Annotated in this window: 22 protein-coding genes; 8 read left to right on the plus strand and 14 right to left on the minus strand. The window is 77.4% G+C overall.

Annotated elements, in window-relative coordinates; all coding sequences use genetic code 11:
- The first annotated feature begins 144 nt into the window (after nt 1-144).
- Nucleotides 145-1,143 carry an ABC transporter substrate-binding protein gene (locus ACFY07_RS00100; protein WP_390866613.1) on the plus strand — a complete coding sequence of 333 codons (999 nt, stop codon included), beginning with the start codon at nt 145-147 and terminating at the stop codon, nt 1,141-1,143.
- Nucleotides 1,144-1,224: 81 nt separating this feature from the next.
- Here the strand turns inward: ACFY07_RS00100 and ACFY07_RS00105 are convergent, their stop codons facing one another.
- From ACFY07_RS00105 to ACFY07_RS00140, 8 genes are all read right to left on the minus strand, one after another.
- Nucleotides 1,225-2,100, minus strand: a complete 876-nt coding sequence (locus tag ACFY07_RS00105) for a MurR/RpiR family transcriptional regulator (RefSeq protein WP_230646993.1) — start codon at nt 2,098-2,100, stop codon at nt 1,225-1,227.
- Nucleotides 2,101-2,237: 137 nt separating this feature from the next.
- On the minus strand, nt 2,238-3,533 hold the full coding sequence (locus ACFY07_RS00110) for a cyanophycinase (RefSeq protein ID WP_390866614.1): 1,296 nt from the start codon (nt 3,531-3,533) through the stop codon (nt 2,238-2,240).
- A 342-nt stretch (nt 3,534-3,875) separates the two neighbouring features.
- On the minus strand, nt 3,876-5,108 hold the full coding sequence (locus tag ACFY07_RS00115; RefSeq protein ID WP_390866615.1) for a M20/M25/M40 family metallo-hydrolase: 1,233 nt from the start codon (nt 5,106-5,108) through the stop codon (nt 3,876-3,878).
- Nucleotides 5,105-5,869 (minus strand): amino acid ABC transporter ATP-binding protein, encoded by a 765-nt coding sequence (locus ACFY07_RS00120; RefSeq protein ID WP_304944741.1) that lies wholly within the window; start codon nt 5,867-5,869, stop codon nt 5,105-5,107. Before ACFY07_RS00120 ends, ACFY07_RS00115 begins: the two co-directional genes overlap by 4 nt.
- Before the next feature lie 5 nt (nt 5,870-5,874).
- The gene (locus tag ACFY07_RS00125; protein ID WP_390866617.1) at nt 5,875-6,843 is read right to left on the minus strand and encodes an amino acid ABC transporter permease; all 969 of its coding nucleotides are present in this window, start codon (nt 6,841-6,843) and stop codon (nt 5,875-5,877) included.
- A 1-nt stretch (nt 6,844) separates the two neighbouring features.
- Nucleotides 6,845-7,816 carry an ABC transporter substrate-binding protein gene (locus ACFY07_RS00130; protein ID WP_230647001.1) on the minus strand — a complete coding sequence of 324 codons (972 nt, stop codon included), beginning with the start codon at nt 7,814-7,816 and terminating at the stop codon, nt 6,845-6,847.
- 263 nt (nt 7,817-8,079) lie between these two features.
- A complete protein-coding gene (locus ACFY07_RS00135) occupies nt 8,080-8,334 on the minus strand; it encodes a hypothetical protein (protein ID WP_390866618.1) in 255 nt (84 codons plus the stop codon).
- Between the two features lie 210 nt (nt 8,335-8,544).
- Entirely contained in the window at nt 8,545-8,904 is a 360-nt protein-coding gene (locus tag ACFY07_RS00140) for a hypothetical protein (RefSeq protein ID WP_230647005.1), read from the minus strand.
- A gap of 320 nt (nt 8,905-9,224) precedes the next feature.
- On the opposite strand from ACFY07_RS00140, the gene ACFY07_RS00145 reads away from it, so the two are divergent.
- Together ACFY07_RS00145 and ACFY07_RS00150 are read left to right on the plus strand one after the other, a co-directional pair.
- Nucleotides 9,225-9,932: an SDR family NAD(P)-dependent oxidoreductase gene (locus ACFY07_RS00145; RefSeq protein ID WP_390866620.1), complete on the plus strand. Its 708-nt coding sequence runs from the start codon at nt 9,225-9,227 to the stop codon at nt 9,930-9,932.
- A 504-nt stretch (nt 9,933-10,436) separates the two neighbouring features.
- Nucleotides 10,437-10,736: a hypothetical protein gene (locus tag ACFY07_RS00150; protein ID WP_230647009.1), complete on the plus strand. Its 300-nt coding sequence runs from the start codon at nt 10,437-10,439 to the stop codon at nt 10,734-10,736.
- 115 nt (nt 10,737-10,851) lie between these two features.
- Here ACFY07_RS00150 and ACFY07_RS00155 read toward each other — a convergent pair whose 3' ends face one another.
- The 3 genes from ACFY07_RS00155 to ACFY07_RS00165 all read right to left on the minus strand — a co-directional run bounded on the left by ACFY07_RS00155 (nt 10,852) and on the right by ACFY07_RS00165 (nt 13,831).
- A complete protein-coding gene (locus tag ACFY07_RS00155; RefSeq protein ID WP_390866621.1) occupies nt 10,852-11,247 on the minus strand; it encodes a hypothetical protein in 396 nt (131 codons plus the stop codon).
- Between the two features lie 323 nt (nt 11,248-11,570).
- Nucleotides 11,571-13,235, minus strand: coding sequence for a glycerol-3-phosphate dehydrogenase/oxidase (locus ACFY07_RS00160; RefSeq protein ID WP_390866622.1), 1,665 nt, complete (start codon nt 13,233-13,235; stop codon nt 11,571-11,573).
- Nucleotides 13,232-13,831 carry a TetR/AcrR family transcriptional regulator gene (locus ACFY07_RS00165; RefSeq protein ID WP_390866624.1) on the minus strand — a complete coding sequence of 200 codons (600 nt, stop codon included), beginning with the start codon at nt 13,829-13,831 and terminating at the stop codon, nt 13,232-13,234. The genes ACFY07_RS00160 and ACFY07_RS00165 overlap by 4 nt, the downstream gene beginning before the upstream one ends.
- 215 nt (nt 13,832-14,046) lie before the next feature.
- Here ACFY07_RS00165 and ACFY07_RS00170 point away from each other — a divergent pair, with 215 nt between their 5' ends.
- The 5 genes from ACFY07_RS00170 (at nt 14,047) to ACFY07_RS00190 (ending at nt 19,510) form a co-directional block, all read left to right on the plus strand.
- Entirely contained in the window at nt 14,047-15,636 is a 1,590-nt protein-coding gene (locus ACFY07_RS00170; RefSeq protein ID WP_390866625.1) for an FAD-binding oxidoreductase, read from the plus strand.
- A gap of 54 nt (nt 15,637-15,690) precedes the next feature.
- A complete protein-coding gene (locus tag ACFY07_RS00175; RefSeq protein ID WP_390866626.1) occupies nt 15,691-16,572 on the plus strand; it encodes a diacylglycerol/lipid kinase family protein in 882 nt (293 codons plus the stop codon).
- Nucleotides 16,573-16,980: 408 nt separating this feature from the next.
- Nucleotides 16,981-17,937, plus strand: coding sequence for an ABC transporter ATP-binding protein (locus ACFY07_RS00180; RefSeq protein WP_390866627.1), 957 nt, complete (start codon nt 16,981-16,983; stop codon nt 17,935-17,937).
- Nucleotides 17,934-18,731: a hypothetical protein gene (locus tag ACFY07_RS00185; RefSeq protein ID WP_390866628.1), complete on the plus strand. Its 798-nt coding sequence runs from the start codon at nt 17,934-17,936 to the stop codon at nt 18,729-18,731. Before ACFY07_RS00180 ends, ACFY07_RS00185 begins: the two co-directional genes overlap by 4 nt.
- A gap of 182 nt (nt 18,732-18,913) precedes the next feature.
- Nucleotides 18,914-19,510, plus strand: coding sequence for a TetR/AcrR family transcriptional regulator (locus tag ACFY07_RS00190; RefSeq protein ID WP_390866630.1), 597 nt, complete (start codon nt 18,914-18,916; stop codon nt 19,508-19,510).
- A 77-nt stretch (nt 19,511-19,587) separates the two neighbouring features.
- Here the strand turns inward: ACFY07_RS00190 and ACFY07_RS00195 are convergent, their stop codons facing one another.
- From ACFY07_RS00195 to ACFY07_RS00205, 3 genes are all read right to left on the minus strand, one after another.
- On the minus strand, nt 19,588-20,826 hold the full coding sequence (locus ACFY07_RS00195) for a hypothetical protein (RefSeq protein ID WP_390866631.1): 1,239 nt from the start codon (nt 20,824-20,826) through the stop codon (nt 19,588-19,590).
- Nucleotides 20,827-20,966: 140 nt separating this feature from the next.
- Nucleotides 20,967-21,728: a YqjF family protein gene (locus ACFY07_RS00200; protein ID WP_390866632.1), complete on the minus strand. Its 762-nt coding sequence runs from the start codon at nt 21,726-21,728 to the stop codon at nt 20,967-20,969.
- Nucleotides 21,725-23,878: a glycosyltransferase family 4 protein gene (locus tag ACFY07_RS00205; RefSeq protein WP_390866633.1), complete on the minus strand. Its 2,154-nt coding sequence runs from the start codon at nt 23,876-23,878 to the stop codon at nt 21,725-21,727. Before ACFY07_RS00205 ends, ACFY07_RS00200 begins: the two co-directional genes overlap by 4 nt.
- Nucleotides 23,879-24,081 lie beyond the last annotated feature (203 nt).

Consider the following 24,081-nt stretch of genomic DNA (forward strand, 5'->3'; position numbering starts at 1 on the left):
ACACTTCCGCCACCTGTCACATCATCTGTAATTTCTGGGGCAGCCGGATCGGCGCCTCGGCGCAGCCCGCCGGCCCCTTCCCGCACGCACTGCCGCATGCACTCCCGCACACACCCACGCCCCTCGCCCGGAGAGGTCACACCCATGAAGTCCAGCCTGCCCGCACGGAGAACCGCCGCCGCGGCGGCCGCCCTCGGCCTCGGCGTCCTCGCCCTGACCGGATGCGGTTCCGACGGAGGGAAGGGCGCCGACGCGGCACCCGCGGCGCAGTCCGCCTCCTCCCCCTCGAAGGCCGCCGCGGCCCCGGTCACCGTCACCGACGGAGTGGACGTCAGCGCCGACGCCGCCCTCAACGCAGCCCTCCCCGAGGCCGTGCGCAAGGCCGGCGTCATCCGGGCGGCGACCGACGTGCCCTACCCGCCGTACGAGATGTTCAAGACCGAGGGCAGCCAGGAGATCGTCGGTCTGGACGTCGACATCGCGCACGCGATCGGCGCCAAGCTCGGCGTGAAGGTGGAGTTCTCCCCCGCCAAGTTCGACGGCCTGCTCCCCGCCGTCCAGGCCGGGAAGTTCGACATCGTGCTCGCGGGCATGACGGACAAGAAGGAGCGCGAGCAGGCCGTCGACTTCGTCGACTACGTCAACTCCAACAGCGGCCTGCTGGTCGCCCACGGCAACCCCGCCCACCTGGCCGTCGCCGCGGACCTGTGCGGCAAGGCCGTCGCCGTGCAGTCCGGCACCAACCAGCTGAAGCTGCTCCAGGACCGCTCGAAGGACTGCACGGCGGGCTCGCAGAAGCCGATCGACATCAAGACCTTCCCCAAGGACTCCGACGCCCAGCTCGCGCTCCGCAGCGGCCAGGTCGTCGCCGACGTCCTCAACTCGGTGACCGCCGCCTGGGCCGCGAAGACCGCCGACGGCGGGAAGACCTTCGACGTCGTCGCCGGGCCCGAGGTGCTGGGCGCGCAGGGGAAGTCGCCGATGGGCATCGCCGTCTCCAAGGACCTGCCGCAGCTGAGCGACGCCATGGTCCAGGCGCTGCAGGCGCTCATGGACGACGGCAGCTACAAGAAGATCCTCGACAAGTACGGCGTGCCCTTCATCGCCATCCCGAAGGCGGAGAAGAACCAGGCCGTCGACTGATCCCCGGCCCCGTACGGCTGCGGCCCCGGCACCTGTCCAGGTGCCGGGGCCGCAGCCGTCGGGCGGTCGGAGGAGGGGGGGTCAGTGCAGCCCGGCACGGCGCGCGGTCTGCTCGCCGCGCTGCATGTGGCGGTGGGCGTCGTCCCCCAGCTCGGCGAGGACGCCCGCGACGACGGTCTCCACCACGGCCAGCGTCGGCACCAGGCTGTCGTACGGGGACGGGGCGCCGACCCTGCTCGGCAGCACCACCTCGGCGTGCGCGGTCACCGGGGAGAGCCAGGTGTCGGTGAAGAGCACCACCCGGCCGCCCTGCTCCTCGCAGAGCCCGGCCCACTCCAGGGAGGCGGCCTCGTAGCGGCGGTAGTCGAAGACCACCAGCACGTCCCGGCGGCCCAGCGCGGCGAGGACGGCCGTGCGCTCCACGTCGCGGTCGGGCAGGAAGTGCACCTCGTCGCGCATCTGCATGAGGTGCAGGCCCAGGTAGCGGGCGAGCAGGTGGGTGAAGCGGCCGCCGGCGAGGGTGACGCGGCGCTTGCGGTCGGCGAGGAGGTCCACCGCCCGCTTGAGGTCGTGCGGCGGAAGCTCGCCGAGGGTGCGCTCGACCTCGGCGCTGAACATCCCGCTGCCGCGGCGCAGCAGCGCCTCCCCCGGCGCCTCGCCCTCCTCGCCCCCGGCGCTGCGCCCGTCCGCCGCGTACAGCGACAGCGGGGAGGCGTTCCGCTCGTCGAGCTCGGCCCGCAGCACGGCCTGGAAGTCGGGGAAGCCCCGGAAGCCCAGCCGGTTGACGAAGCGGATGACGGTGGGGGCGCTGACGCCGGCGCGCTCGGCGAGCCGGGCGACCGTCTCGAAGCCGGCCGACGGGTACCCCGCCAGCAGCACCCGGCCGACCTTGCGCTCGGCGGGACTGCACTCCCCCAGACGCTGCCGGATCGTCTCCGCGACGGATGCGGACGCCATCGGATCATGGTCCTTTCATCGGGCCGGCCGGGCGCACGGAGGTGCGCCGCAGCCGAGACTAGTCCTTCCCCGGCAACGGCCGAGCCGGCCGGGCTGATGCCCGGCCGGCTGCGGCGCTGCGCGGTGCCCCGGCGGGGCTACTCCGCGTGGAGGTCGACCGTGAGGCCGGTGAGGGTGCGCGCGGTGGCGCCGTCCTCGGAGTAGGCGTGGTAGTGGCGGCCCTTGGTGAAGTCCACCTCGAAGGCGGGGCCGGTCTCGAAGGTGCGGGCGGTGGCGGTGCGCTGGGCGTCGGTGGCGGCCAGGGCCCGCGCGGTGCCGGAGAAGGAGTAGGGGGTGCCGTCGGGGTTGTCGATCGAGTAGAAGACGTCGCCGTTGGCGGGCACGGCGTCGTGGGAGGCCGGGGTGAGCGGCTCCTTGCCCTCGGCCGGGTAGGCGCGCCAGCGCTTCGGGTCGTAGCGGTCGCCGTCGGTGAGGTAGCTGTAGCGGACGCCCTCGATCGACCACCGGCCGTGGAAGGTGCCGGTGCGGGCGGCGCGCAGGTCGAGGACGGCCACGCCGTGGGTGCCGAGCACGCGGACCTGCTCGCGGGCCGTGCCGGCCTCGGTGACCTCGATGGCGGTGTCCTCGTCCATGGCGAAGACGCGGTCCTGGCCGGTGTCGGCGGCCAGGCGGATCGAGCGGCCCTCGCGGCCGTAGGTGCCGGTGTGGGTGTCGATCAGGCCGGAGCGCAGGAAGCCGAAGCCGCCCTCGGGCAGGTAGCCGAGGCGGGTGGCGTCGTCGAAGTAGCCGGGGCTGCTGCCGTCGCGCAGGGCCGGGTAGCTGTCGCCGCCGGTGACCATGTCGGGGCCGGAGGCGATCTGGGCGCCCGCGCTGGAGCCGGCGACGACCGCGCCGGCGGCGAGCTTGGCGCGGATCGCGGCGAGCACCTTGGAGTCGGTGTGGGCGTCGCCGTGGAGCAGGCTGGTGACGTACCGGTACTGGTCGCCGCCGCCGAAGAAGAAGCCGGTCATGGACTCGACCTGGCGCACGACCTCGTCGGAGTCGGCGGCGGAGACGTGCTCGATGTCGATCGGGATCCACTGGGCGTCGGCGGCGCCGTACTTCTTGAACAGGTCCGCGTAGTACAGGCCGTTGCACACGGAGTTGGAGCAGCGGTCCGGGTCGTTCGCGTCCGGGTCCTGGCTCTGAGGCACGGAGGCGGCGGTGAGGACGCCGATGCGGGCCTTCCCGGCGCCGCCGGCGCGGTCCACGATCTCGTTGTAGACCTCGGCGTTGCCGTCCTTGAGGCCGCCGCCGACGAGGATGAGGGTGCCGCCGGGGCGGTGGCCGTGCGCGGCGGCGGGGGACGCGGTCGCGGCGCCCGTGCCGAGGGCGACGGCGGCGGCCGCGGCCAGGGCGAGGGCCCGGCGGCCGTTCGTGGTGGCTCTGTTCATGGGTGCGGTACCTCCCGTGCGATGGGGTGACGTGCGGAGGTGGTGCGGGTGGTGCGGGTGGTGCGAGGGGTGGTGCGGGCGGTGCGGCACGGCTGCGGGCTGCTGCGGCGCGGCCGTGCGGGAGGGGGCGGTACGGGGTGCGGCGGGGAGGGGAGGGAGCGGCGGGGGGGGGGGGGCCCCCCCCGCCGGGGGGGGGGGGGCGGCGGGCCGGCGCGCCCCCCCCCCCCCCCCCCCCCCCCGGCCCGCGCCCGCGGGGGCGGGCCGCCCCGCCGGGTGGGGGGACGGGCCGCGGCCGCGGCGGCACCGCCCGTCCCGCCGGACGGGCGGTGCCACGCAGGGGTGTCAGCCCGCGGCGGCGGGCGGGCGGCCGCCGAGGGCGGCGACCAGGGCCGCCAGCAAGGCGATCCGGGGCGCGACGGTGGTGGTGTCCAGCCACTCCTCGGGGCTGTGGTCGGCGCCGCCGACCGGCCCGAGGCCGTCCAGGGTGGGGACGCCGACGCCGGAGATGATGTTGGCGTCGCCGACCCCGCCGGTGGCGGCCGCGCCCAGCGGGATGCCGAGCTGCGCGGCCGCCTCGCGGGCGAGGGCGAGCATGCCGTGCACGGCGGGGCTCTCCTCCATGGGCGGGCACAGGTCGAGCTGCTCGACGCGGGCGGCGGTGCCGGGGACGCCGGTGGCGGCGGCGGCCTCCTCCAGGGCGGCGTGCGCCTCGCGGAGACCCGCGGTGGTGGTGGCGCGCACCTCGACGTTGAGCTCCGCCTCCGGGCAGACGATGTTGGTCCGGGTGCCGGCCCGCACCACCCCCACGTTGACGGTGACGCCGGGCCAGCGGCCGTTGAGCGCCTGGAGCGCCACCACGAGGTGGGCGGCGGCCAGGGCGGCGTTCGCCCCGCGCTCCGGCTCGATCCCGGCGTGGGCGGCGCGGCCGGTGACGGTGATCCGGAAGTCCGCGACGCCCTTGCGGGCGAGGACGAGGTCGCCGTTCTCCCGGGCGCACTCCAGGCAGAGGGCGTAGTCGGCGCCGGCCGCGACGGCCTCGGTGACCGGGCGGGACGCCGGGGAGCCGACCTCCTCGTCGGAGGTGGCGAGGAAGACCAGCTCGGCGAAGTCCTCCCGGCCGGTGTCGAGCAGGATCTGAAGTGCCGTCAGACCGGCCAGCAGGCCGCCCTTGTCGTCGCTGACGCCGGGGCCGTGGGCCAGCGGGCCGTCGGTCCGGAAGGGGCGGGCGGCGGCGGTGCCGTCCTCGAAGACCGTGTCCATGTGGGCGACGAGCAGGATGCGCTGCCCGCCCTCCTCGGGGGCGAGGCGCCCGCGGCGGCGTCCCAGCAGGACGTCGCCGACGGGGCGTCCGCCCGGACCGGTGTCGACGGGGAGGCGCTCGGTGGCGAAGCCGAGAGCCCCCAGCCGCTCGGCGCACCAGTCCGCGACCCGGTTGACGCCGGCGGGGCTCCAGGAACCCGAGTCGACGGCCACCAGGGCGGCCAGCTCGGCGAGGTACTGCTCGCGCCGGGCCTCGGCGTGCGGCAGCAGCGCGGCGGCGTCCACCGCCGCGTGCTGCCGCGAGGCGGCGGTCACAGCACCTTGGACAGGAACGCCTTGGTGCGCTCCTGCCGGGGGTCGACCAGCACCTGCCGGGGGTCGCCGGCCTCGACCACGACGCCGCCGTCCATGAAGACGGCCGTGTCGCCGACCTCGCGGGCGAAGCCGATCTCGTGGGTGACCACGACCATCGTCATGCCGTCCGCGGCGAGCTGCCGCATGACGTCGAGGACGTCGCCGACGAGCTCCGGGTCGAGCGCCGAGGTGGGCTCGTCGAAGAGCATCAGCTTCGGCTTCATGGCCAGCGCGCGGGCGATGGCGACGCGCTGCTGCTGGCCGCCGGAGAGCTGGGAGGGGTAGTTCGCGGCCTTGTCGCCGAGCCCGACCCGGTCCAGCAGGCGCTGCGCGTCGGCGCGGGCCTCGGCCTTGGACACGCCGGCCACCCGGACCGGCGCCTCCATGACGTTCTCGATCGCCGTCATGTGCGGGAAGAGGTTGAACCGCTGGAAGACCATGCCGATCTCGCGGCGGCGCTCGGCGACCTCCTTCTCCCGCAGCTCGTGCAGGCGTCCGCCGTGCTCGCGGTAGCCGACCAGGGCGCCGTCGACGGACAGCCGCCCGCCGTCGAGCTTCTCCAGGTGGTTGATGCAGCGCAGGAAGGTGGACTTGCCGGAGCCGGACGGGCCGAGCAGGCAGCAGACCTGGCCGCGCTCGACCGTGAGGTCGATGCCCTGGAGGACCTCCAGCCGGCCGAAGCTCTTGCGCACGCCCTCGGCGTGCACCATGGGGGTGCCCATCGGGCTCATCCCTTCTGGTGGTTCGGGCCGGAGCCGCGGACGGGGAGGCGCAGCGCGGTGCCGGCGAGCATCCGCTGCAGCGGCGAGACGTGGCCGTTGCGCGAGGCGCCGCGCCCGTAGCGGCGCTCGAGGCGGCTCTGCGGGATGCTGAGGAGGGTGACGAGCAGCAGGTACCAGAGGCTGGCGACCACGAGCATCGGGATGATCTGGTAGTTCTGCGCGTACACGGCCTGGATGTTGGACATCAGGTCCTTCGCGCCGATCACCGAGACCAGCGCGGTGGTCTTCAGCATGTTGATGGTCTCGTTGCCCATCGGCGGGATGATGACCCGCATGGCCTGCGGCAGGACGATGCGGCGCATCGTCAGTGTGGGCGACATGCCGAGGGAGTGGGCCGCCTCGGCCTGGCCCTCGTCGACGGACTGGATGCCGGCGCGCACGATCTCCGAGGCGTAGGCGGCCTCGTTGAGCCCGAGGGCGAGCAGGGCGGCGACGCTGCCGCTCACCAGCGAGTTCGTCTCGGTCTCGAAGAACGTGATGTGCGTGAACGGGATGCCGATCATCACATGCTTGTAGAGCGCGCCGCAGTAGCCCCAGAAGATGATCTGGACGAGCAGCGGGGTGCCGCGGAAGGCCCACACGAAGAGCGAGGAGACCGCGTACAGCACCGGGTTGGGCGACAGCCGCATGACGGCGACCACGGTGCCCAGGGCGAGGCCGAGGACCATGGCGGCGACGGTGAGCCAGAGGGTGGTGAAGAGGCCCTCGAAGACGAGCCGGGCGAAGAGGTAGTGCCCGATGACGTCCCAGTGGAGGTTCTGGTTCTTCGCCAGCGAGCCGATGAGCCCGATGCCGGAGAGGATCGCCAGGACGGCGGCGACCCAGCGGCCCCAGTGGCGGACCGGCACGGCCTCCAGCCGGTCCGCCGGCCGCCGCTCCTCCGCGGCGGCGGCGGGCAGGGTGTCGGAGGCCATGTCAGCTCTCCCCGGCGTTCTTGGTGGCCTTGGTGACGGCGATCGACTCGACGCCGTACTCGGCGCAGATGCGCTTGAGGACGCCCTCGTCGACCAGCTGCTGGAGCGCCTTCTGCACGGCGTCGGTCAGCTGCGGCAGGCTCTTGGAGACGGCGATGCCGTTGGGGGTGGCGTCGTAGCCGCCGATCGCGGCCGGGTCGTCGACGACCTCGAAGGTGGCGCCGTTGTCGGCGGTCTTGGCGGTCCAGCCGGCGGCGGGCTTGGTGGCGACCTCGGCGACGACCTTGCCGCTGCGCAGGGCGAGCTGGGCGTCGGAGTCCTTCGGGAAGGTCTGGAGCTTCGCCTCGGGCTTCCCCGCCTTCCTGCAGGCGTCCTGGTGCTTCTTGAGGAGGTCCTCCTGGTGGGTCGCGGCCTGGACGGCCACGGCCTTCCCGCACAGGTCGTCGAGGGAGGTGATCTTCTCCGGGTTGCCCTTGGCGACCATGATGCCGGAGCCGGAGACCGAGTAGTCGACGAAGTCGACGACCTTCTGGCGGTCCTTGTTGTCGGTCATGGCGGAGATGGCGGCGTCGAACTTGCCGGCCTGGATGGCGGGCACGATGCCGTCGAACTTGGTCGGGGTGAACTCGAAGGCCACGCCCAGCTTGGCGCCGACCGCCTGGCCGACCTCGTAGTCCAGGCCGGTGATCTCCTGGCCGCCCTCGGTCTTGAACATCTCGAAGGGCGCGTAGGGGACGTCGGTGGCGACGCGGACCTTGCCCGCCTTCTTGATCGCGTCCGGCAGCGCGTCGTGCAGCGCGGCGACCCGGGTGATCTTCGCGCCCGCGACGGTGACGCCGTCGGCGGCGGAGCCGGCCTTCGCGGGGGCGCTGCCGCTGCCGCCGTCACTGCCGCAGGCGGCGAGCGTCAGCGCGCTCACGGCTGCCACCACGGCAGCGGCCGCGGCCCGGCGGGAGAAGAGCTGGTGCGTCACGGTGGTGCCTCTCTAGGACTGTGGCCCGGCAGAGCCGGACGGCCGCCGAACGGTGCAGCCCAGAAGTTACACATGACAGCAACAGATGAACAGATGTAATGCCAGTTACATTCAGATAACGCGCCGGAAGCACGCCGGGCACAGGCGCGCCGTACGGTGCGGAAGGACCGTACGGCGCGCCTGTGCCCGGGGGTCGCGGACCGGGCGGATCCGGGGAGGGGCGGGTGCCCGCGGGCCGGAGGGACCGCGGGACCGCGCGGCGCCTACCGGCCGCCGGTGGGGCCGGCCGGTTCGGCGGGGCCCTCCTCGCGGACCAGGGTGGCCAGGTCGTCGAGGCTCCAGCCGGTGCGGGCCGACACCTGCTCGGGCGGCACCCCGTCCCGCAGGGCCTGGGCGGCCTCGATGCGCAGGTCGGCGAGGGCCGCGTCGAAGGCCGCGCGGGCGTCGCGGTAGCGCTGGGCCACGAGGTCGAGCGCTGCGGTGTCCACGGTGTCCACGGTGTTCTCCAGGGGTCTCAAGGGTGTCGGGGGTTCGGGGGGGTCGGGGAGCGGGAGGGGGCCGGGCCGGTGCGGGGCCCGGACGGGACCCGGCAGGCAGGGAGGCCGCCGGGACCGGGACGCGCAGGCCGCGGCCGGAGGGCGGGCCGGAACACCGGGGCCGGGAGGCCGGGACCGCGGAGTCACGGGACCGCAGGAGCCCGGGGCACCGGAGCCCCGGGCCCGAGGGCCTCAGGGCCGGTCGTCGCTGTAGCCGCACAGCCAGGCGAGGGCGTCGTGGGCGCCCTGGACGAAGTCCCGGGCGCCGCCCGGCAGCGCCGCCCCGGCCACCTCCAGCTGCACCACGGCGGCGTCGACCTCGGCCGTCATCGCCCCCACCCCGGGGCCGTCCGGACCGGCCGGGGCCCCGGTCACGGGCCCCGCCGGGGTCCGGCCCAGCGCCCAGGCGCACGCCGCCGAGACGCCCTGCAGGAAGCGCCGCCGCCTGCCGGACCCGGCCTCCGCGTCCGCGCGGGCCAGGACCCGCTCCACCTCGTCGCGGGTGCGGGAGCCGATGAGGTGGCCGTGGGGGTTCACGAGTGGTGCTGCCATGGCCTACGCCTTTCCAGTCCGGCCGGACGAATTCCCCACGGCGCCGTCCGGTCTCCGCACCTCCGGGCGCGTTTCGCCCGGGCCGTTCTCCCGGGCCGTTTCATCCGGGCCGTTTCCGCCCGGACCTGTCGCGCCAGGGCCGGGTGCGCCGGGACCGCGCCCGGACGGCGCCGGGCGCGGCGCGCCCGCGCCCGCGGGCGGGCCGGCAGGGCGATGATGGGAGGACGGAGCAGTGCTCCGGCAGGCCGCCCCGCCGTCGCGGGGCGGGTGCCGGGGAGGTGCGCGCCGGCGGGTGCCGGCCGGACGGCGGGAGGAACGGCGTGGAGGTCCGGGGTGCGCGGGTCCTGGTGGTCGGCGCGACGGGGGTGATCGGCGGGGCGGTCGCCGCGGCACTCGCGGCGCGGGGCGCCTCGCTCGCCGTGGCGGGCCGGGACGAGGCGCGGCTGGCGCGGGCCGCGGAGCGGTTCGGGGGCTGCCCGGCCCGGCGCTGCGAGGCATACGACCTGGACGGCTGCGCCGCCCTCGGGGCCTGGGCGGCCGAGGGGCTGTCCGGGCTGGACGGGGTGGTGGTGACCGTCGGCAGTGCCGCCTTCGGGAAGGCCGCGCAGACCCCGGACGCCGTCGCGGAGCACCTGGCGACCGTCAACGCCCTGGCGCCGATGGCGGTCCTGCGCGGCGCGCTGGACGTCCTCGGGCCGGGGTCGGCCGTCGGCGCGGTCACCGGGGTGGTCGCGGAGCGGCCGCAGCCCGGCATGGCCGACTACAGCGCCAGCAAGGCGATGCTCAGCGCCTGGCTGGACGCGGTGCGGCGCGAGCAGCGTGCGCGGACCAGCGTCCTGGACGCGCGGCTGCCGCACCTCGACACCGGCTTCGCCGGCCGGGCCGTGGCCGGCGAGCCCCCGCGGATGCCGGCGGGTGCGGACCTGGACGCCGTGGTCGCCGCGGTGGTCCGGGGGCTGGAGACCGGCGCGGGTGTGTGCCGGCCGGGTCCCGGCGGCCGGATGCTGCTGGACGACCGCGAGGTCTGAGGCGGGGGGCGTCCGGGACGGGTCGGGGCGCCGGGGCGGGCCCGGCTCGGCCCGGGGGCGGGGCGGCACAGGGCCGGGGCGGGAGGCGACGGCGGGCTGCGGGCCGCGGGCTGCGGGCCGCGGTGGGACCACCCGGGTGCCGACCGGTGCAGGCCGCCGGGTGCACGGCGCCGCGCGCAGAAGTGTGTCCCCGCCGCGGCCCCCGGAGGCCGCGGCGGGGCGGGGTGCCATGAGGTCCGGCAGCGGCACCGGACGGTGTTCGGGGCGGCCCCCGGTCCCGGATGTCGCCCGTTCGGGTGAACACTGGAGACCGCAGGCCCCGGACGCGGGCGGGACGGGCCCGGCAGGGCTCCGCGCCCGCGGCTCCGCCGCCCCCTCGGGACCCGGACGGCCCCACGGGTGGCAGGCCGCCGGGGCCTCTGTGTCGAATGTGCGTACGACGCCCGGCCGCGGCCCTGGTCCGCCGGATGCGGCCGGTCCCGGCTCGGAAGGAGGTGCGGGTCCATGACGGCAGAGCGCGTGATCCGGTCGTTCGCGGTGGCGGTGGCCGCCGTACTGCTGGCGGGAGGGACCGGGGTGGCCGCCGCGGGCACCGCCTCGGCCGCCCCGCGGTCCGCGGGTCCGGCAGTCTCGGCGCACCCGGGCGACGGCCGCGCCAGGTGCATCTGGCACGACGGCTACTGGACCAGGGAGTGGCGGCCGGGCCACTGGGAGCGGATCCAGGAGAACGGGCAGTGGACCCAGCAGTGGCGGCCCGGCCACTGGCAGAAGCAGTGGCACGACGGCTGGTGGGAGTGCACCTGACACCACCGGCGTCCGCCCGCGCCGCGCGGTCCCGCCCGGGGCCGCGCGGCGCCGTGCCCGGCCGGGGCGGGGACGGGGACGGGCACGGCCCGCAGCCGGGAGGCGCCGGGAGGGGTCACGCCGGGGTCCGGCGGCGCACCTCCACGGTCAGGACCGAGGCCACCGACTCCGCCTCGCGGACCAGCCCGGCCAGGCGTCCCCCCTCCTCCTCCAGCATGCGCACCACCCGGTCGGCCAGGGCGGGCACGGGCAGGACGTCGGGATGCTCGCGGACCACGGCGGCGGCGCGGGCCGCCGCCTCCCGCGAGGCGTCGGCCTCGTGCACCGCGAGGAGGGCGAGGAGGACGGGCTGCTCGTGGAGCACGTCGTGGCGGCGGTAGCCGGCCGGGACGAACTGCCACAGCCAGCGGACCGCGGTCCGCTGCCAGCCGGTGGTCCCGGGCGGGTACACGTCGGCGGGCCAGTGGGCGGGGACGGGCGGCGGGGAAGCCGGGGGCGGGGATGCGCTCACCCGTCCAGCGTGGCCCGGGGCGGCGCGGTCCGCGCGCCGGGCCGCCCGCAGGCCCCGAGCCGGGGCCCGGAGCCGGATCCCGAGCCGGACCCGGCGGGCGCCTCCGTGCCGGGCCCGCCGGGCGGCGGGAGCGGCGCGCGGGCGCCCGGCAGGGGCGGGACGGCACGGGGACGGGGATCAGGCACCGGGTGCGCCGGCCCGGGGCCGGACCCGGGCGGGCCGGGGCCCTCACGGGTGCCGGGGAGCGGGTCCGGGCGGACCGGGCGGACCGGGCGGACCGGGCGGACCGGCCGGACCGGCCGGACCGGCCGGACCCGGCGGGCTCAGCCGCGGGCGAGGGCGGCCCGGGCGGCGTCCAGGGCGGCCTGCCGGTCCTCGGGGACCAGCCCGATGCGGGTGCGCCGGTCCAGCAGGTCGGACTCGTCCAGCGCGCCCTCGTGCCGCACCGCCCAGACGAGTTCCGCGAGCGTCGCGGGGTGGCCGGGGGCGGCCGGTTCGCGCAGGGCCGGGTCGGCGGCGCCGAGGGCGTGGACGGCGGGCGCCTCGGTGCCGTACAGGTCCACCAGGCGGCGCGGGGCGTCCAGCGCGGCGAGGGCGCCGGGCGGGGCGGCCCCGACGAGGGGGGTGCGGGCCGTGCGGCAGGGGCCGGCGGGGAGGCCGCGGGCGGCCACGGCGGCGTCGACGGCGTCCTCGGCCATCCGCCGGTAGGTGGTGAGCTTGCCGCCGACGACGGTGACGACGCCGTCGGCGGAGGTGAGCACGGCGTGCCGCCGGGAGAGGTCGGCGGTGCTCCCCCCGGCGCCGGTGTCGAGGAGCGGCCGCAGACCGGCGAAGGCGCCGGCCACGTCGGAGCGGTGCAGCGGGACGTCCAGGGCGGAGCCGAGGACGTCGAGGAGGAAGCCGATGTCGCTCTCGGGCGCCTCGGGGACGTCCGGTACGGGCCCGTCGACCGGCTCGTCGGTGAGGCCCGCGTAGACGCGTCCGTCGGCCTGCGGCAGGACGAGGACGAAGCGGTTCGACTCACCCGGGACCGGGATGTGCATCCCGGCGGCGGGGACCCCGGGTCCGGCGGGCCCGCCGGACCCGGCGAGGAGCCCCGGGCGCAGCACCAGGTGGGTGCCGCGCGAGGGGCGCAGGCGCACGTCGCCGGTGAGGCCGCCCGCCCACACGCCCGCCGCGTTGACCACGGCCCGGGCCCGGATCCGCAGCTCCTCCCCCGTCAGCCCGTCGCGGGCGAGGGCGCCGTCGCCGCCGAGCTCCAGGGCGCGGACCCGGGTGAGGATCCGCGCCCCGTGGGCGGCGGCGGTGCGGGCGAGGGCGGTCACCAGGCGGGCGTCGTCGGTGAGCCGCCCGTCCCAGGAGAGCAGGCCGCCGCGCAGTCCGTACGGGCGCAGCGCGGGTGCGAGCCGGAGGGTCTCCACGGCGGACAGGTGCCGGGGGGCGGGGAGGGTGGTGCGGGCGGTGCGGGCGGAGGCCCGCAGCAGGTCGCCGGCGTGCAGTCCGGCCAGGGCGAGGGCGCCCTGGCGGCGCGGGACGAGGGGGGTGAGGGGCAGGACGAAGGGCTGGGCGCGGACCAGGTGGGGGGCGGTGCGCTCCATGAGGACGCCGCGTTCCACCGCGCTCTCGCGGGCGACGCCGAGCTGTCCGGAGGCGAGGTAGCGCAGGCCGCCGTGGACGAGCTTGGAGCTCCAGCGGGAGGTGCCGAAGGCCAGGTCGTGGGCGTCGACGGCGGCGACCGTGAGCCCGCGGGCGGCGGCGTCGAGGGCGGCCCCGGCGCCGGTGGCGCCCAGGCCGACGACGAGCACGTCGACGCGTTCGCCCGCGGCGAGGGCCGCGAGCTCGCGCTCCCGGCGGGCGGCGTTGAGGGAGGGGTCCCCGGCCGCGGACGGGCGGGACGGCCGGGAGGGCGCGTGCCGCCGGGAGGGCGCGGACGGCCGGGGGTGGCCGGGTGCGGCCGGGGTGGCGCCGGGGTTCGCGTCGCGGGTCACGGGGCGAGGGTCCTCTCCAGGATGTGCCGCAGCTCGCCGAGGAGGGCGTCCTCCGCGAGCCCGGGGTCGGCGTCGTCCGCCATGGTCCGCAGGGAGAGCGTGAAGGACTGCAGGAGGAGGAGCAGCGCGCGGGCCTGACGGGCGGCGGACCCGGGGCGCACCGTGCCGTCGGCGTGCCCGGCGCGCAGCGCCTCGTCGAGGAGGGCGAGCAGGGCGTCCTGGCTGGCGCCGCGGCGGTCGAGGACGTAGGGCAGCAGGAGTTCGGGGTCGACGTCGAGGATCTTGCGGAAGAGGGGGTGGGCGCGGAAGGCGCGGACCCCCTCGACCAGGCCGTCGACCAGCGCCCCGCGGACGGGGCGGGTGCCGCCGGGGTCGGGGGCGGCCGCGACGGCGACGGCGGTCCACTCACGGGTCATCAGGTCGCCGACGAGGGTGCGGACGTCGGGCCAGCGGCGGTAGAGGGTCATCCGGGAGACCCCGGCGCGGCGGGCGACGTCGGTGAGGGTCGTGCGCCGGACGCCGACGGCCAGGACGCAGTCGCGGGCCGCGTCGAGCACGGCGTCGTCGCCCGAGCGGTTGTGACGGTTAAGCGTCATGTGTCACAGTGTAACGCACCAGGACGGACCGGCGAGGGAGAGGGGCTCCGGTGGGGACTCCGGCGGGCACTCCGGCAGACGCGGACACTCCGGCAGGTCCGGGCCCGCACGCGGACCCGGGCGCGGGCACGGGCGCGGACGCGGGCGGACCGGCGGGCACCGGCCCCCGGGGCGCCCGGGGGCGGCAAGGCGGGCACGCGGGCGGCCCGCCCGCCATGGCCTGGAACGGCTGGGGCGACCCCTCCCGGGCCGCGCCGCTGCCCGACGCCGCCGTCGGCCTGCTGCGGGACCTCCTCGGCGTGCGGCCCGCCGCCGCTCCCCCGCTGCCGCTCGACGGGGTCGCCGTCGCCCCGACCCGGCTGACCGGCGAGGCCCTGGAGGCGTTCGCGCGGGCGGCGGGCGGCGCGGAGCACGTCCGCACGGACGACGAGAGCCGCATCCGGCACACCCGCGGCCGGTCCACCCCCGACCTGCTGCGCATCCGCCGCGGCGACACCGCCGACGCGCCGGACGCGGTGGTGCTCCCCGGCGGCCACGACGAGGTGCTCGCCGTGCTGCGCGCCTGCACCGCCCTCGGCGTCGCCGCCGTCCCGTTCGGCGGGGGCACCTCCGTGGTCGGCGGCCTGGCCCCGCGGACGGCCGGGCCCTTCGTCGCCGTCGACCTGCGGCGGCTGGACCGGATGGTCTCCCTCGACCCGGTCTCGCGGACCGCCGTCCTGGAGGCCGGGCTGCGCGCCCCCGCCGCGGAGGCCCTGCTGAACGCGGAGGGCTTCACCCTCGGCCACTTCCCGCAGTCCTTCGAGTGGGCGAGCATCGGCGGCTTCGCGGCCGCCCGCTCCAGCGGCCAGGCGTCCGCCGGCTACGGCCGGTTCGACGAGATGGTCGTGGGCCTGACCGTCGCCACGCCCCGCGGCACGCTGGAGCTCGGCCGGGCGCCGCGCTCGGCCGCCGGACCGGACCTGCGGCAGCTCGTCCTCGGCTCCGAGGGGGCGTTCGGCGTCGTCACCTCGGTGCGGGTGCAGGTGCGGCCCGTCCCGAAGACGCGGCTGTACGAGGGATGGCGGTTCGCCTCCTTCGCGGCCGGCACCGCCGCCCTGCGCCGCCTGGCGCAGGACGGGCCGCGGCCCACCGTGCTGCGGCTGTCCGACGAGGCCGAGACGGCGGTGGGCCTGGCGGAGCCGGACGCGGTGGGCGGCGGCGGCGCGGCCCCCGGCGGCTGCCTGGCGGTCCTCGGGTACGAGGGCACCGCGCAGGAGGCCGCCCGGCGGCGGGCGGAGGCCGCCGAGGTGCTGCGGGCCTGCGGCGGCGAGCCGCTGGGCGAGGGGCCCGGGCGCGGCTGGGAGCACGGCCGGTACGCGGCGCCCTACCTGCGCGACGCGCTGCTGGACGCCGGGGCGTTCGCCGAGACCCTGGAGACCGCCGGGTTCTGGGCCGGGCTGCCCGCCCTGTACGACGCCGTGCGCACCGCCCTCACCACGGCCCTCGCCGGCGCCGGCACCCCGCCGCTGGTGATGTGCCACGTCTCGCACGTGTACCCGGCGGGCGCCTCGCTGTACTTCACCGTCGTCTCGGCCCAGGGGGCGGACGACCCGGTCGCCCACTGGGCGCCGGCCAAGCGCGCCGCGTGCGACGCGATCGCGGCGGCGGGCGGCACCATCAGCCACCACCACGGCGTGGGGACCGACCACCTCGCCTGGTACGCGGAGGAGGTGGGGCCGCTCGGTGTCGAGGTGCTGCGGGCGGTGAAGGACCGGCTGGACCCCGCCGGGATCCTCAACCCGGGCGTCCTCGTACCCTCCTCCTGACCCGCCGCCCGCCGACCCGCCGCCCGCCCGTCACCCGCCCAGGAGGCGCCGCCCATGCGACCGTTCACCGCCGTCGTCAACCCCGCCGCGGGAGGCTCCGCGGGGGCGTCCGTCCTGCTCCCGCTGGCCGGGCTGCTGCGGGCGGCCGGGGCGGAGGTGGAGACGGAGTACAGCCGCGGCCTGGACCACGCCCGCGAGGTCGCCCGGCGGGCCGCGGAGCGGGGCCGGACCGTCCTCGCGGTCGGCGGCGACGGGATGGCGGGCTGCGTCGGGGGCGCCCTCGCGGGCACCGGCGCGGTACTCGGCCTCGTCCCGGCGGGGCGGGGCAACGACTTCGCCCGCGCGCTCGGCCTGCCGTCCGACCCGGCGGCGCTGGCGGAGCTGCTGCTGCACGGGGAGCCCCGGCGGGTGGACGCGGTCGGGGTGGAGTCCGCGGTCCACCGGGGGACGGCCGTGCTGGGCAGCGTGTACGCGGGCGTCGACGCGCTGGCCAACCGGTACGCCAACGAGTCCCGGCTGCTGGGCGGCGCGGCGTCGTACTACGCGGGCGCGCTGCGGGCGGTGCTCGGCTGGCGGCCGGCCGGCTACCGGATCACCGTGGACGGGCAGGTCCACGAGCGGCGCTGCTGGACGGTGGTGGCGGCCAACTCGGCGTTCTACGGCTTCGGCCGCCGCATCGCCCCCGACGCCCGGCTCGACGACGGGCTGCTGGACGTCGTGGTGGTCCGGGACGTGCCCCGGCGGCTCTTCTTCGCCGTGATGAACGAGCTCGCGTCGGGCACCCACGTGCGCCGCCCCGAGGTGGAGGTGCTGCGCGGCCGCGAGGTCCGCATCGAGGCCGACCGCCCGGTGCCGTACGGCGCCGACGGCGAGGTGGAGGCCGTACTGCCCGTCACCGTCCGCGCCCTGCCGGGGGCGCTGGCCGTCCTGGCGTGACGGCCGGGACGGCGTCGTGACCCCGAGGTGACCGCGCCGCGGCCGGTGCGGCCGCGGAGCGCGGCGCGGCCGTGCGCAGGTGAAGGCCCTGCCCGCCCGGAGCCGCGGCGCAGTGCCGCGCGGCTCTCCGCAGCGGGCCGGGGCGCCCGTCAGCGGTTCCGATCGTCCCGCCCTCTCCACGGCGGCCTCCGGCTGCGGCCCGGACGGCGTGAGCCGGGCCCTGCCACCGGAGGAGGCCCGGCATCCGCATGCAGCCCGGCCTGCCCCTCCTCACCGGAGCCGCCTCGGCCGCCCGGTCGGCTGTCCGGGTCGTCCCGTCCCCGCCGGGACCGGCAGCCGGCCGGCCCCTTTTGACAAGCGGACCCCTCCGGCCCACTATGTGAGTGAGCGCTCACACGCTTTGGAGGAATGATGAGTGTGGTCAGGACGGCCGGGCTCACCCGCCGTTTCGGCGGGGTCACGGCCCTGGAGGATCTGACGCTGGAGCTGCCGCGGGCGGGGGTGATCGGCCTGGTGGGCCCGAACGGGTCGGGCAAGTCGACCCTCATCCGCATGCTGCTCGGGCTGATCTCCCCGACGTCGGGGACGGCCGAGGTGCTGGACGAGCCGATCAGCGCACCCGGCCGCTACCTGGACCGGGTGGGGGCCCTGGTGGAGAACCCGGCGTTCGTCCCCGGCCTGTCGGCCCGCGCGAACCTCATGTCGCTGGCCCGGCTCCGGGGCCTGCCCCCGTCGCGGGTGGACGAGGTGCTCCGGACCGTCGGCCTGACCGGACGGGACACCGAGCCCGTCAAGCGCTTCTCCCTGGGCATGAAGCAGCGCCTGGGCATCGCCGCGGCGCTGCTGCCGGACCCGGAACTGCTGATCCTGGACGAGCCCACCAACGGGCTCGACCCCTCGGGCATCGTGGAGATCCGCGGGCTTCTCGCGGACCTGGCCCGGGCGGGGCGGACCGTCGTCGTCTCCTCCCACCTCCTCGCCGAGATCGAGACCGTCTGCGACTTCCTGGTGGTCGTCCGCTTCGGCCGCCTGGTCTACTCCGGCCCCGTCACCGACCTGCTCGCCCGCACGCGGCAGCGGATCGAGATCGCGGCGGAGCACGCGCAGGACACCGCACCCCTGCACGCGCTGCTGTCGGCCGACGGCTGGCAGGTCGAGCGCGTCCCCGGGGGGCGGCTCAGCGTCGCGGCCGACGAACGCCAGGGCGCCGAACTCAACCGGAGCGCCGCCCGCGGCGGCATCACCCTCAGGTCGATGACCCCGGTCCGCGGCAGTCTGGAGGAGATCTTCCTGGAGATGACCGGCAGCAGCGACCAGGACCTCACGGCAGCCCGCGCCGCGGCTGCGGAACGGAAGGCGTCATGATCAACGCAGTGCGCAGCGAGCTCCTGCGGACCCGCCGCAAGGGCATCGTGCTGGGCTGGTCCGGCCTGACGGTCCTCTTCACCGTCATGATCAACATGGTCATGGCGCAGGTGGTCGGCTCCTCCTCCACCGGGCCCACGGCGGGTCCCGGGGTCTCCTTCCCGACGCTCGACCAGTGGCAGGCGGCCGACGGCATCACCGCAGGACTGTCCTCGGCCGCCGGCATGTACGGGGTGGTCGCCCTGTCGTTCTGGGCGATCGTGACGGCCGGCGACTACAGCAGCGGCCTGATCCGGCTGACCGCCTCCGCCCAGCCCGACCGCGTCCGGCTCCTGCTGGGCAAGGCCGGGGCGCTGGCCCTGTGGACGGCCGCCGTCACCACGGTGGCGCTCGTCGCCGACCTGGTCATCGCCCCCGTGGCCGCACAGAGCGCGGACATCGACGCCTCCGCCTGGGGCCGGAACATCGTCCCGACCCTGGCGGGCGCGTGGTTCAACCTGTTCGCCACCCTGCTCGTCTGGGGCGTCATCGGACTGGCGCTGGCCCTGGTCACCCGCTCCGCGGCCGTCTCCATCTCCGTCGGCGTCGGCTACGTCCTGGTCGTCGAAGCGGTCGTCACCGCCGCCCTCGACGCCATCGCCGACTGGACCCCCGGAGCCACCCTCGGCGCACTCGCCCGGGGCGGCACCGGCGACATCCCCTACGGCACCGCCCTGGCCCTCGGCGCCCTCTACACCCTTCTGGGCCTGGGCGTCGCACTCACCGTGTTCAGGCGCCGCGACATCACCGACTGACAGGGATGATGTACGTGATGGCGCTGCCGGTGGGTCCGACCCTCCGAACGACTGACGTTCCGACCGTCCTGTCGGGGATGTGCCGGCCCACCGGGAGCATCATCACGCACGCGGCCGGACGGGCGCTCGTGACCTCACAGGAGCATCCGCAGCCCGCCACTCACCTCGAAGGGGAACGCGCCATGGCCTCCCGCGGCACCACCACACGGGCCAAGCTCGTCGACGCCACCATCCGGCTCGTCGGCGAACTCGGCTACGCGAAGACCACCACCCGGGCCATCGCCCAGGCCGCCGGCGTCGCAGAAGGCACCCTCTACCGGCACTTCCCCGACAAGGCCGCCCTCTTCGCCGAAGCCGTCCTGCAGCAGAACCAGCACGTCGTCGACCGGATCGAAACCCTGCCCGCACGCGCCGGCACCGCCACCGTCAAGGCCAACCTCACCGACTGCCTCACCCACCTCGCCGCTCTGCGCGCCGACATCCTCCCCCTCGAACTGGCCGTCCTCACCGACCCCGAACTCGCCCGCGTCGCCCCGCCCCCCGGCGCCCTGCCGGGCCCCCCGGGACGGCTCGCCGAGTACCTGCGCGCCGAACAGGGCCTCGGCCGGCTGCGCGCCGACGCCGACCCCGAGCACAGCGCCGTCGTCCTGCTCGCCCTGCTGTTCGGCATGGCCATGAATCCGCCCGGGCCGCCCGACCGGGACGCCCCCACCGCGCTGCCCGGCATCGCCGACGCGGTGGACATCGTCCTCCAAGGCCTGGAACCCCGCACACCGTGAAGCCGGCCGCCCGGCCCTCGGCCGGGACACGGCCCCGACGACGTGCTGCGCACCGCGCGACGGTCCCGGACGGACCGTCAGCCGCCGGCGCGCCGGGCGGGCGGCCCCTCCGCACCGAGGGCGCGGGCGCGGACGACGAAGGGCCGGGAGGCGACGGTGACGGCGACGGAGGCCGCGGCGACGGCGGCGATCGCCGTACCGGGTGCGAGGTGCTGGGCGAGGCCGCCGGCGATCGCGGCGCCGAGGCCCTGCCAGGCCATCCGCCCGGCGGACTCGACACCCTGGACCTGGCCCCGGACCGGGGCGCCGGTCAGGGCGAGGAGCCGCTCCTGCAGGGGCAGGGTGGCGGAGAAGCCGGTACCGGCGGCGAACACCGCGGCCGCCGCGGCCGGGACGGGCGGGTGGGCCGCGAACAGCAGGTAGGGGGCCGCGAGCAGCAGCCGCAGCGGGAACGCGCAGCGGCGGCGCCGGTCGGCGGTGAGCAGCCGGCCGACGGCCAGGTCCCCGAGCAGCATCCCCGCCGATCCGGCGGCCAGGAGCACGCCGGCGTGGCCCGGGTCGTAGGGGAGGAGCAGGGCCTCGCAGCCGACGACCAGGCCGTTGGGGACCCACAGGTTCAGCAGGAGCGCCCGCGGGCCGGGCCGGGAGAGGAGCGCGGTGTTCGCCGTCCAGGTCTGCCGCAGCCCGGGGCGGCGGTCGAGCCGGACCGGTCGCTCGCGGACGGTGGCCGCCAGCACGAGCGGCCCGGGTCCGCCGAGGACCGCGGCGGCCAGGAAGAGCCCCTGCGGGCCCAGGTGCCGCAGCAGCAGGGCGCCGAGCGCGTAGCCGAGGACGGCGGTGCCGCCCGAGGTGATGTTCATCAGGGAGCGTGCGGGCGCGTAGGCGGAGGCCGGCAGGGCCTCGGCGAGCAGTCCCATCCGCGTGCCGGTCCCCAGGGACTGGAAGAACCCGAGCACCAGCAGCAGCCCGAACCGGGCGGCGAGCGGCAGCCCGGGGACCGCCTGCGCGGCGGCGCCCGCCAGCGCGACGCACTGGAGCGCGACGAGGGTGCGGCGGGGGCGGCCCCCGTCCGCGACCGACATCAGCGTCAGCGCGCCGAGCACCGTCGCGAACGTGGCGCCGTACATGCTCACGGCCGTCAGGAACGGCGAGCGGGTCCGGTGGTCGACGAGGGTGCCGAGCGCGAGGCCCGACAGGGTGCTCGCGGCGACCGTCGACGTGAAGGAGGCGTACAGGCCGGCGAACTCGCGGTTGCGGAGCAGGCCGAGGTAGCCGGTGGTGGCGGGCGCGGGGGGAGCCGATGGGTCGGAGGTCATGAAAAAAGCCTCCGGGCGCACGGACGGGCCGGGCCGAAGGCTGACGTGTCCATTCTAGCAGCCGGCCCCCGGGGGCCGGCCCGGAACCGTCCGGTCCCGGCCGCGGCCGGGACCGGGCCGGGACCGGGGCCGACGGTCCGTCAGACCTCCAGCGGCGGCCCGAAGCGGACGGGCACGCCCGGCGAGTACAGGACGCTCGCGGGCGGGCCGTCGGGCCGGGGCAGGCCGCAGGCGGCGACCAGGTCCTCGTCGCACTCCAGCAGCCGGGCCCGGTGCAGCGGCCACTCGGGGTGGCGGTTGGGCAGGTAGCGGGTGCGGCCGTACCAGTCGGTGTGCAGGCCCCAGCGGGCGGTGAGGAAGGTCTCCAGCGGCCCGGGCCGCCCGATCCGCTCCCCCACCGCGACGCGGACCCGGGCCGACGCGCCGCCGCCGATGCGGCGGCTGGTCCACGCCACCTCGCCGCCGTCGGTCTCCAGCCGCATGGACGCCCAGCGGTACGGCAGCCGGAAGACGAGCTGCGCGACGGCCACCGGGAGCAGCCGGGTGCAGTCCAGGGTGCGGAAGACCACCCCGCGGCGCCCGCGGCGGTCGACGCTGTAGAGGCGGACGTTGATCTCGCCGAAGGTGCCGAGCAGGGGGACGGGCGGGCCGCCGCCGAAGCCCAGCCGCTCCATGCGGAACGGCACCAGGCCGACGTACGTCACCCCGTCGAGCACGTCCGGGCGGGTGCCCGGGGGCAGCAGCGGCGCGACGGCCCGCGGCTCCACCGGCCAGTGCACGAAGACCAGGTGGCGCCACCACTGGGTGAGGAGCGTGCGGCGCAGCCCGCGCGGCGGGAGGGCGGTGACCGGTTCGGGGGGCGGCGGCGCGCCGGGGGCCGGCGGCCGGGGCGGGGCCGTCACGACACGGCCTCCCGGGACTCCTCGGCAAGGCGCAGGTACTCCCCGGCGAGCCGGTCGGCCATGGCGGTGATCGAGTAGTCGCGGCGCACGGTCCGCCGGCCCTCCTCGGCCAGGGCCCGCAGCCGTGCCGCGGGCAGGGCGAGCAGGTCCTCCAGGCCGTCGGCCAGCGTGCGCACGGAGGAGGTGTCCAGCAGCCAGCCGTTGGCGCCGTGGCGCAGGTAGTGGGGCACGCCGCCGCGGAGCGGCCCGGCGGCCGCGAGCCCGGCGTCCATGGCCTCCAGGACGGCCAGGCCGAACTCCTCCTTGGCGCTGGGGCAGACGTACACGGCCGGGGCGGGGCGTGCGGGCGAGGCGAGGGCCCGTTCCAGCAGCCGCACCGAGCGGTTGGGCAGGGCGGGCAGCAGGGCGCAGCGGCGGCGGGCGCCGGGGACGGCCTCGAGGAGGTCGGCGATCCGCCGCCGCATCGCGGACTCGGCCTCGGAGGGGCGCTCGGCGGCGCCGCCGACGAGGACGAGCGCGGTGCGGCGGTGCAGGCCGGCGGCGAGCCACGCCTCGACCAGCAGGTGCTGCTGCTTGACGGGGTGCAGGCGCCCGACGCTGAGCAGCAGCGGCAGGTCGCGGGCCTGCGGGTCCAGGCACTCGGGGGCGAGGCCGCCCGCGTACAGGCGGGCCAGCAGGGCGCGCTGCTCCTCGGCGTCGCCGGGGGCGGGGCGGTGCGGGGCGATGCCCTCGGGGGGCGAGGCCGGGAGGCGTCCGCGGTGGCCGTCGGCGAGCTGCGGGAAGTACCGCAGCAGCTCCTCGGGGCCGCCGGCGCGGCCCCCTATGCCGACGACGGCGTCGGCGCGCTCCACGAGCCGGTCGGCGGCGAAGACCCGGTGCAGGTCCTGGCGGAGGGCCGCGGCGGCCTGCGGGTCGGAGTCCGCGGCGCGGCCGTGGCGGGCGGCGAGGAAGCGGTGCGGGTCGGGGGTGGCGGTGAAGACGACGCGGCTGCCGAGGCGGCGGGCGGCCTCGGCGACGGCGAGCGAGCCGTCGTCGGCGTACCGGACGTGCACCACGTCGGGGACGGCCCCGGCCAGGCCGAGGAGCTGCTCGGCCCACCAGGCGAGCGCGGCGCGGTGCTCGGGCATGGCCTCCTGGACGAGCGGCCCGTCGGTGTCGACGGGCAGCCGCAGCACCCGGTGGCCGGGCTCGGCGGCGGTCCGCAGCAGGACGGGGTCGGCGGCGAGGGCGGTCCGGTCGGCGGCCACCAGGGTGAGGGCGAGGCCGATGCCGGGGGTGCGGGCGAGGGTGTCCCCGAGGGAGGAGAGCAGCACGCTGAGGCCGCCGCTGAGGCCCTGACCGGGCGTGTCGAGGCGGCCGAGCAGCATGGACTGGGCGACCACGGCCCCGCCGGCGGGCGGCGGCGCGGCGGGCAGGGCCGTGCGCAGGGCGGACCCGGGCGCGCCGGGGCGGGCCGCGCGGCGGCACGCGGCGGCGGCGAGCAGCAGCCGCTCGTACGGGTCGTCCTCGTGGAGGGCCGGGTCGGGGAGGTGGGCGGCTCCGGCGGGCAGGCCGGAGAGGTAGCGCCACACGGCGTGGCGCAGCGCCCGGTCGGCGGGCGTACCGCCCTGCGCGGGGGCGAGCAGCCGGGCCTCGGCGGGACCGAGGGGCCGCAGGCGCCAGGCGTCGGCCAGGTCGAGGGCCTCGGCCGCGCCGGGGCCGGGGCCGGCCAGGAGGCGGCGGCGCAGGGCCGCGGCGCCGGCGTGGGAGCCGTGGGCGGCGAGGGCGGCGGGCCACGCCTCGGCGGCGGCGGTGCGCAGCGGGGGCGGCCCCTGGAGGTGGGCGGCGAGCTCGGCGGGGTGCAGGGGCCGCCGGGTGCGGCAGGCGCGGCGCACACGCGCGGCGGCGGCGTCGTCGGAGGCGTCCGGCGTGTCGCGGGGGTCCTCCGGGGCCTCGTACTCGGGGCGGGCCAGGCGCAGCAGCGGCCCCTCGCACCCGTCCGCCCGGCGGGGGGCGGGGGCGGCCGCGGGCCGGTAGAAGCGGGCGCGCAGTGCGGCCAGCGGGTCCGGGTCGGCGGCCGGCGCGGGGGCGGGGCGCGCGGGCGCCGGGAGGCGGCCGGGCGGGACGGGCGGGACGGGCCGGACGGCGGCGGCGGCGGATGCGTCGGGCACGGCGGCTCCCGGGGAGGTGGGGTGAGGGCTGCATCCGGTCTTCTTTCCGTCGGGGTCGGGCGGATGCACGCGGCGCGGCGGGGAATGTCACAGCGCGGGGTGCGCGGCGCGGACGGCGGCGGGCCGTAGCATGCCGACTCCCGTCGGAGGCCGCTGCCGGCGGTTCCCGCCGGGCGCCGGTCCCCGGTTCCGGTGGGCGACGG

It is taken from the genome of Streptomyces sp. NPDC001380, assembly GCF_042895785.1.
Classification (GTDB): domain Bacteria; phylum Actinomycetota; class Actinomycetes; order Streptomycetales; family Streptomycetaceae; genus Peterkaempfera.

Coding starts and splice junctions, on each gene's coding strand:
- ACFY07_RS00100 (WP_390866613.1), top strand. CDS start 145: ATGAAGTCCAGCCTGCCCGCACGGAGAACCGCCGCCGCGGCGGCCGCC.
- ACFY07_RS00105 (WP_230646993.1), bottom strand. CDS start 2,100: ATGGCGTCCGCATCCGTCGCGGAGACGATCCGGCAGCGTCTGGGGGAG.
- ACFY07_RS00110 (WP_390866614.1), bottom strand. CDS start 3,533: ATGAACAGAGCCACCACGAACGGCCGCCGGGCCCTCGCCCTGGCCGCG.
- ACFY07_RS00120 (WP_304944741.1), bottom strand. CDS start 5,869: ATGGGCACCCCCATGGTGCACGCCGAGGGCGTGCGCAAGAGCTTCGGC.
- ACFY07_RS00125 (WP_390866617.1), bottom strand. CDS start 6,843: ATGGCCTCCGACACCCTGCCCGCCGCCGCCGCGGAGGAGCGGCGGCCG.
- ACFY07_RS00140 (WP_230647005.1), bottom strand. CDS start 8,904: ATGGCAGCACCACTCGTGAACCCCCACGGCCACCTCATCGGCTCCCGC.
- ACFY07_RS00150 (WP_230647009.1), top strand. CDS start 10,437: ATGACGGCAGAGCGCGTGATCCGGTCGTTCGCGGTGGCGGTGGCCGCC.
- ACFY07_RS00165 (WP_390866624.1), bottom strand. CDS start 13,831: ATGACGCTTAACCGTCACAACCGCTCGGGCGACGACGCCGTGCTCGAC.
- ACFY07_RS00170 (WP_390866625.1), top strand. CDS start 14,047: ATGGCCTGGAACGGCTGGGGCGACCCCTCCCGGGCCGCGCCGCTGCCC.
- ACFY07_RS00175 (WP_390866626.1), top strand. CDS start 15,691: ATGCGACCGTTCACCGCCGTCGTCAACCCCGCCGCGGGAGGCTCCGCG.
- ACFY07_RS00180 (WP_390866627.1), top strand. CDS start 16,981: ATGATGAGTGTGGTCAGGACGGCCGGGCTCACCCGCCGTTTCGGCGGG.
- ACFY07_RS00185 (WP_390866628.1), top strand. CDS start 17,934: ATGATCAACGCAGTGCGCAGCGAGCTCCTGCGGACCCGCCGCAAGGGC.
- ACFY07_RS00190 (WP_390866630.1), top strand. CDS start 18,914: ATGGCCTCCCGCGGCACCACCACACGGGCCAAGCTCGTCGACGCCACC.
- ACFY07_RS00195 (WP_390866631.1), bottom strand. CDS start 20,826: ATGACCTCCGACCCATCGGCTCCCCCCGCGCCCGCCACCACCGGCTAC.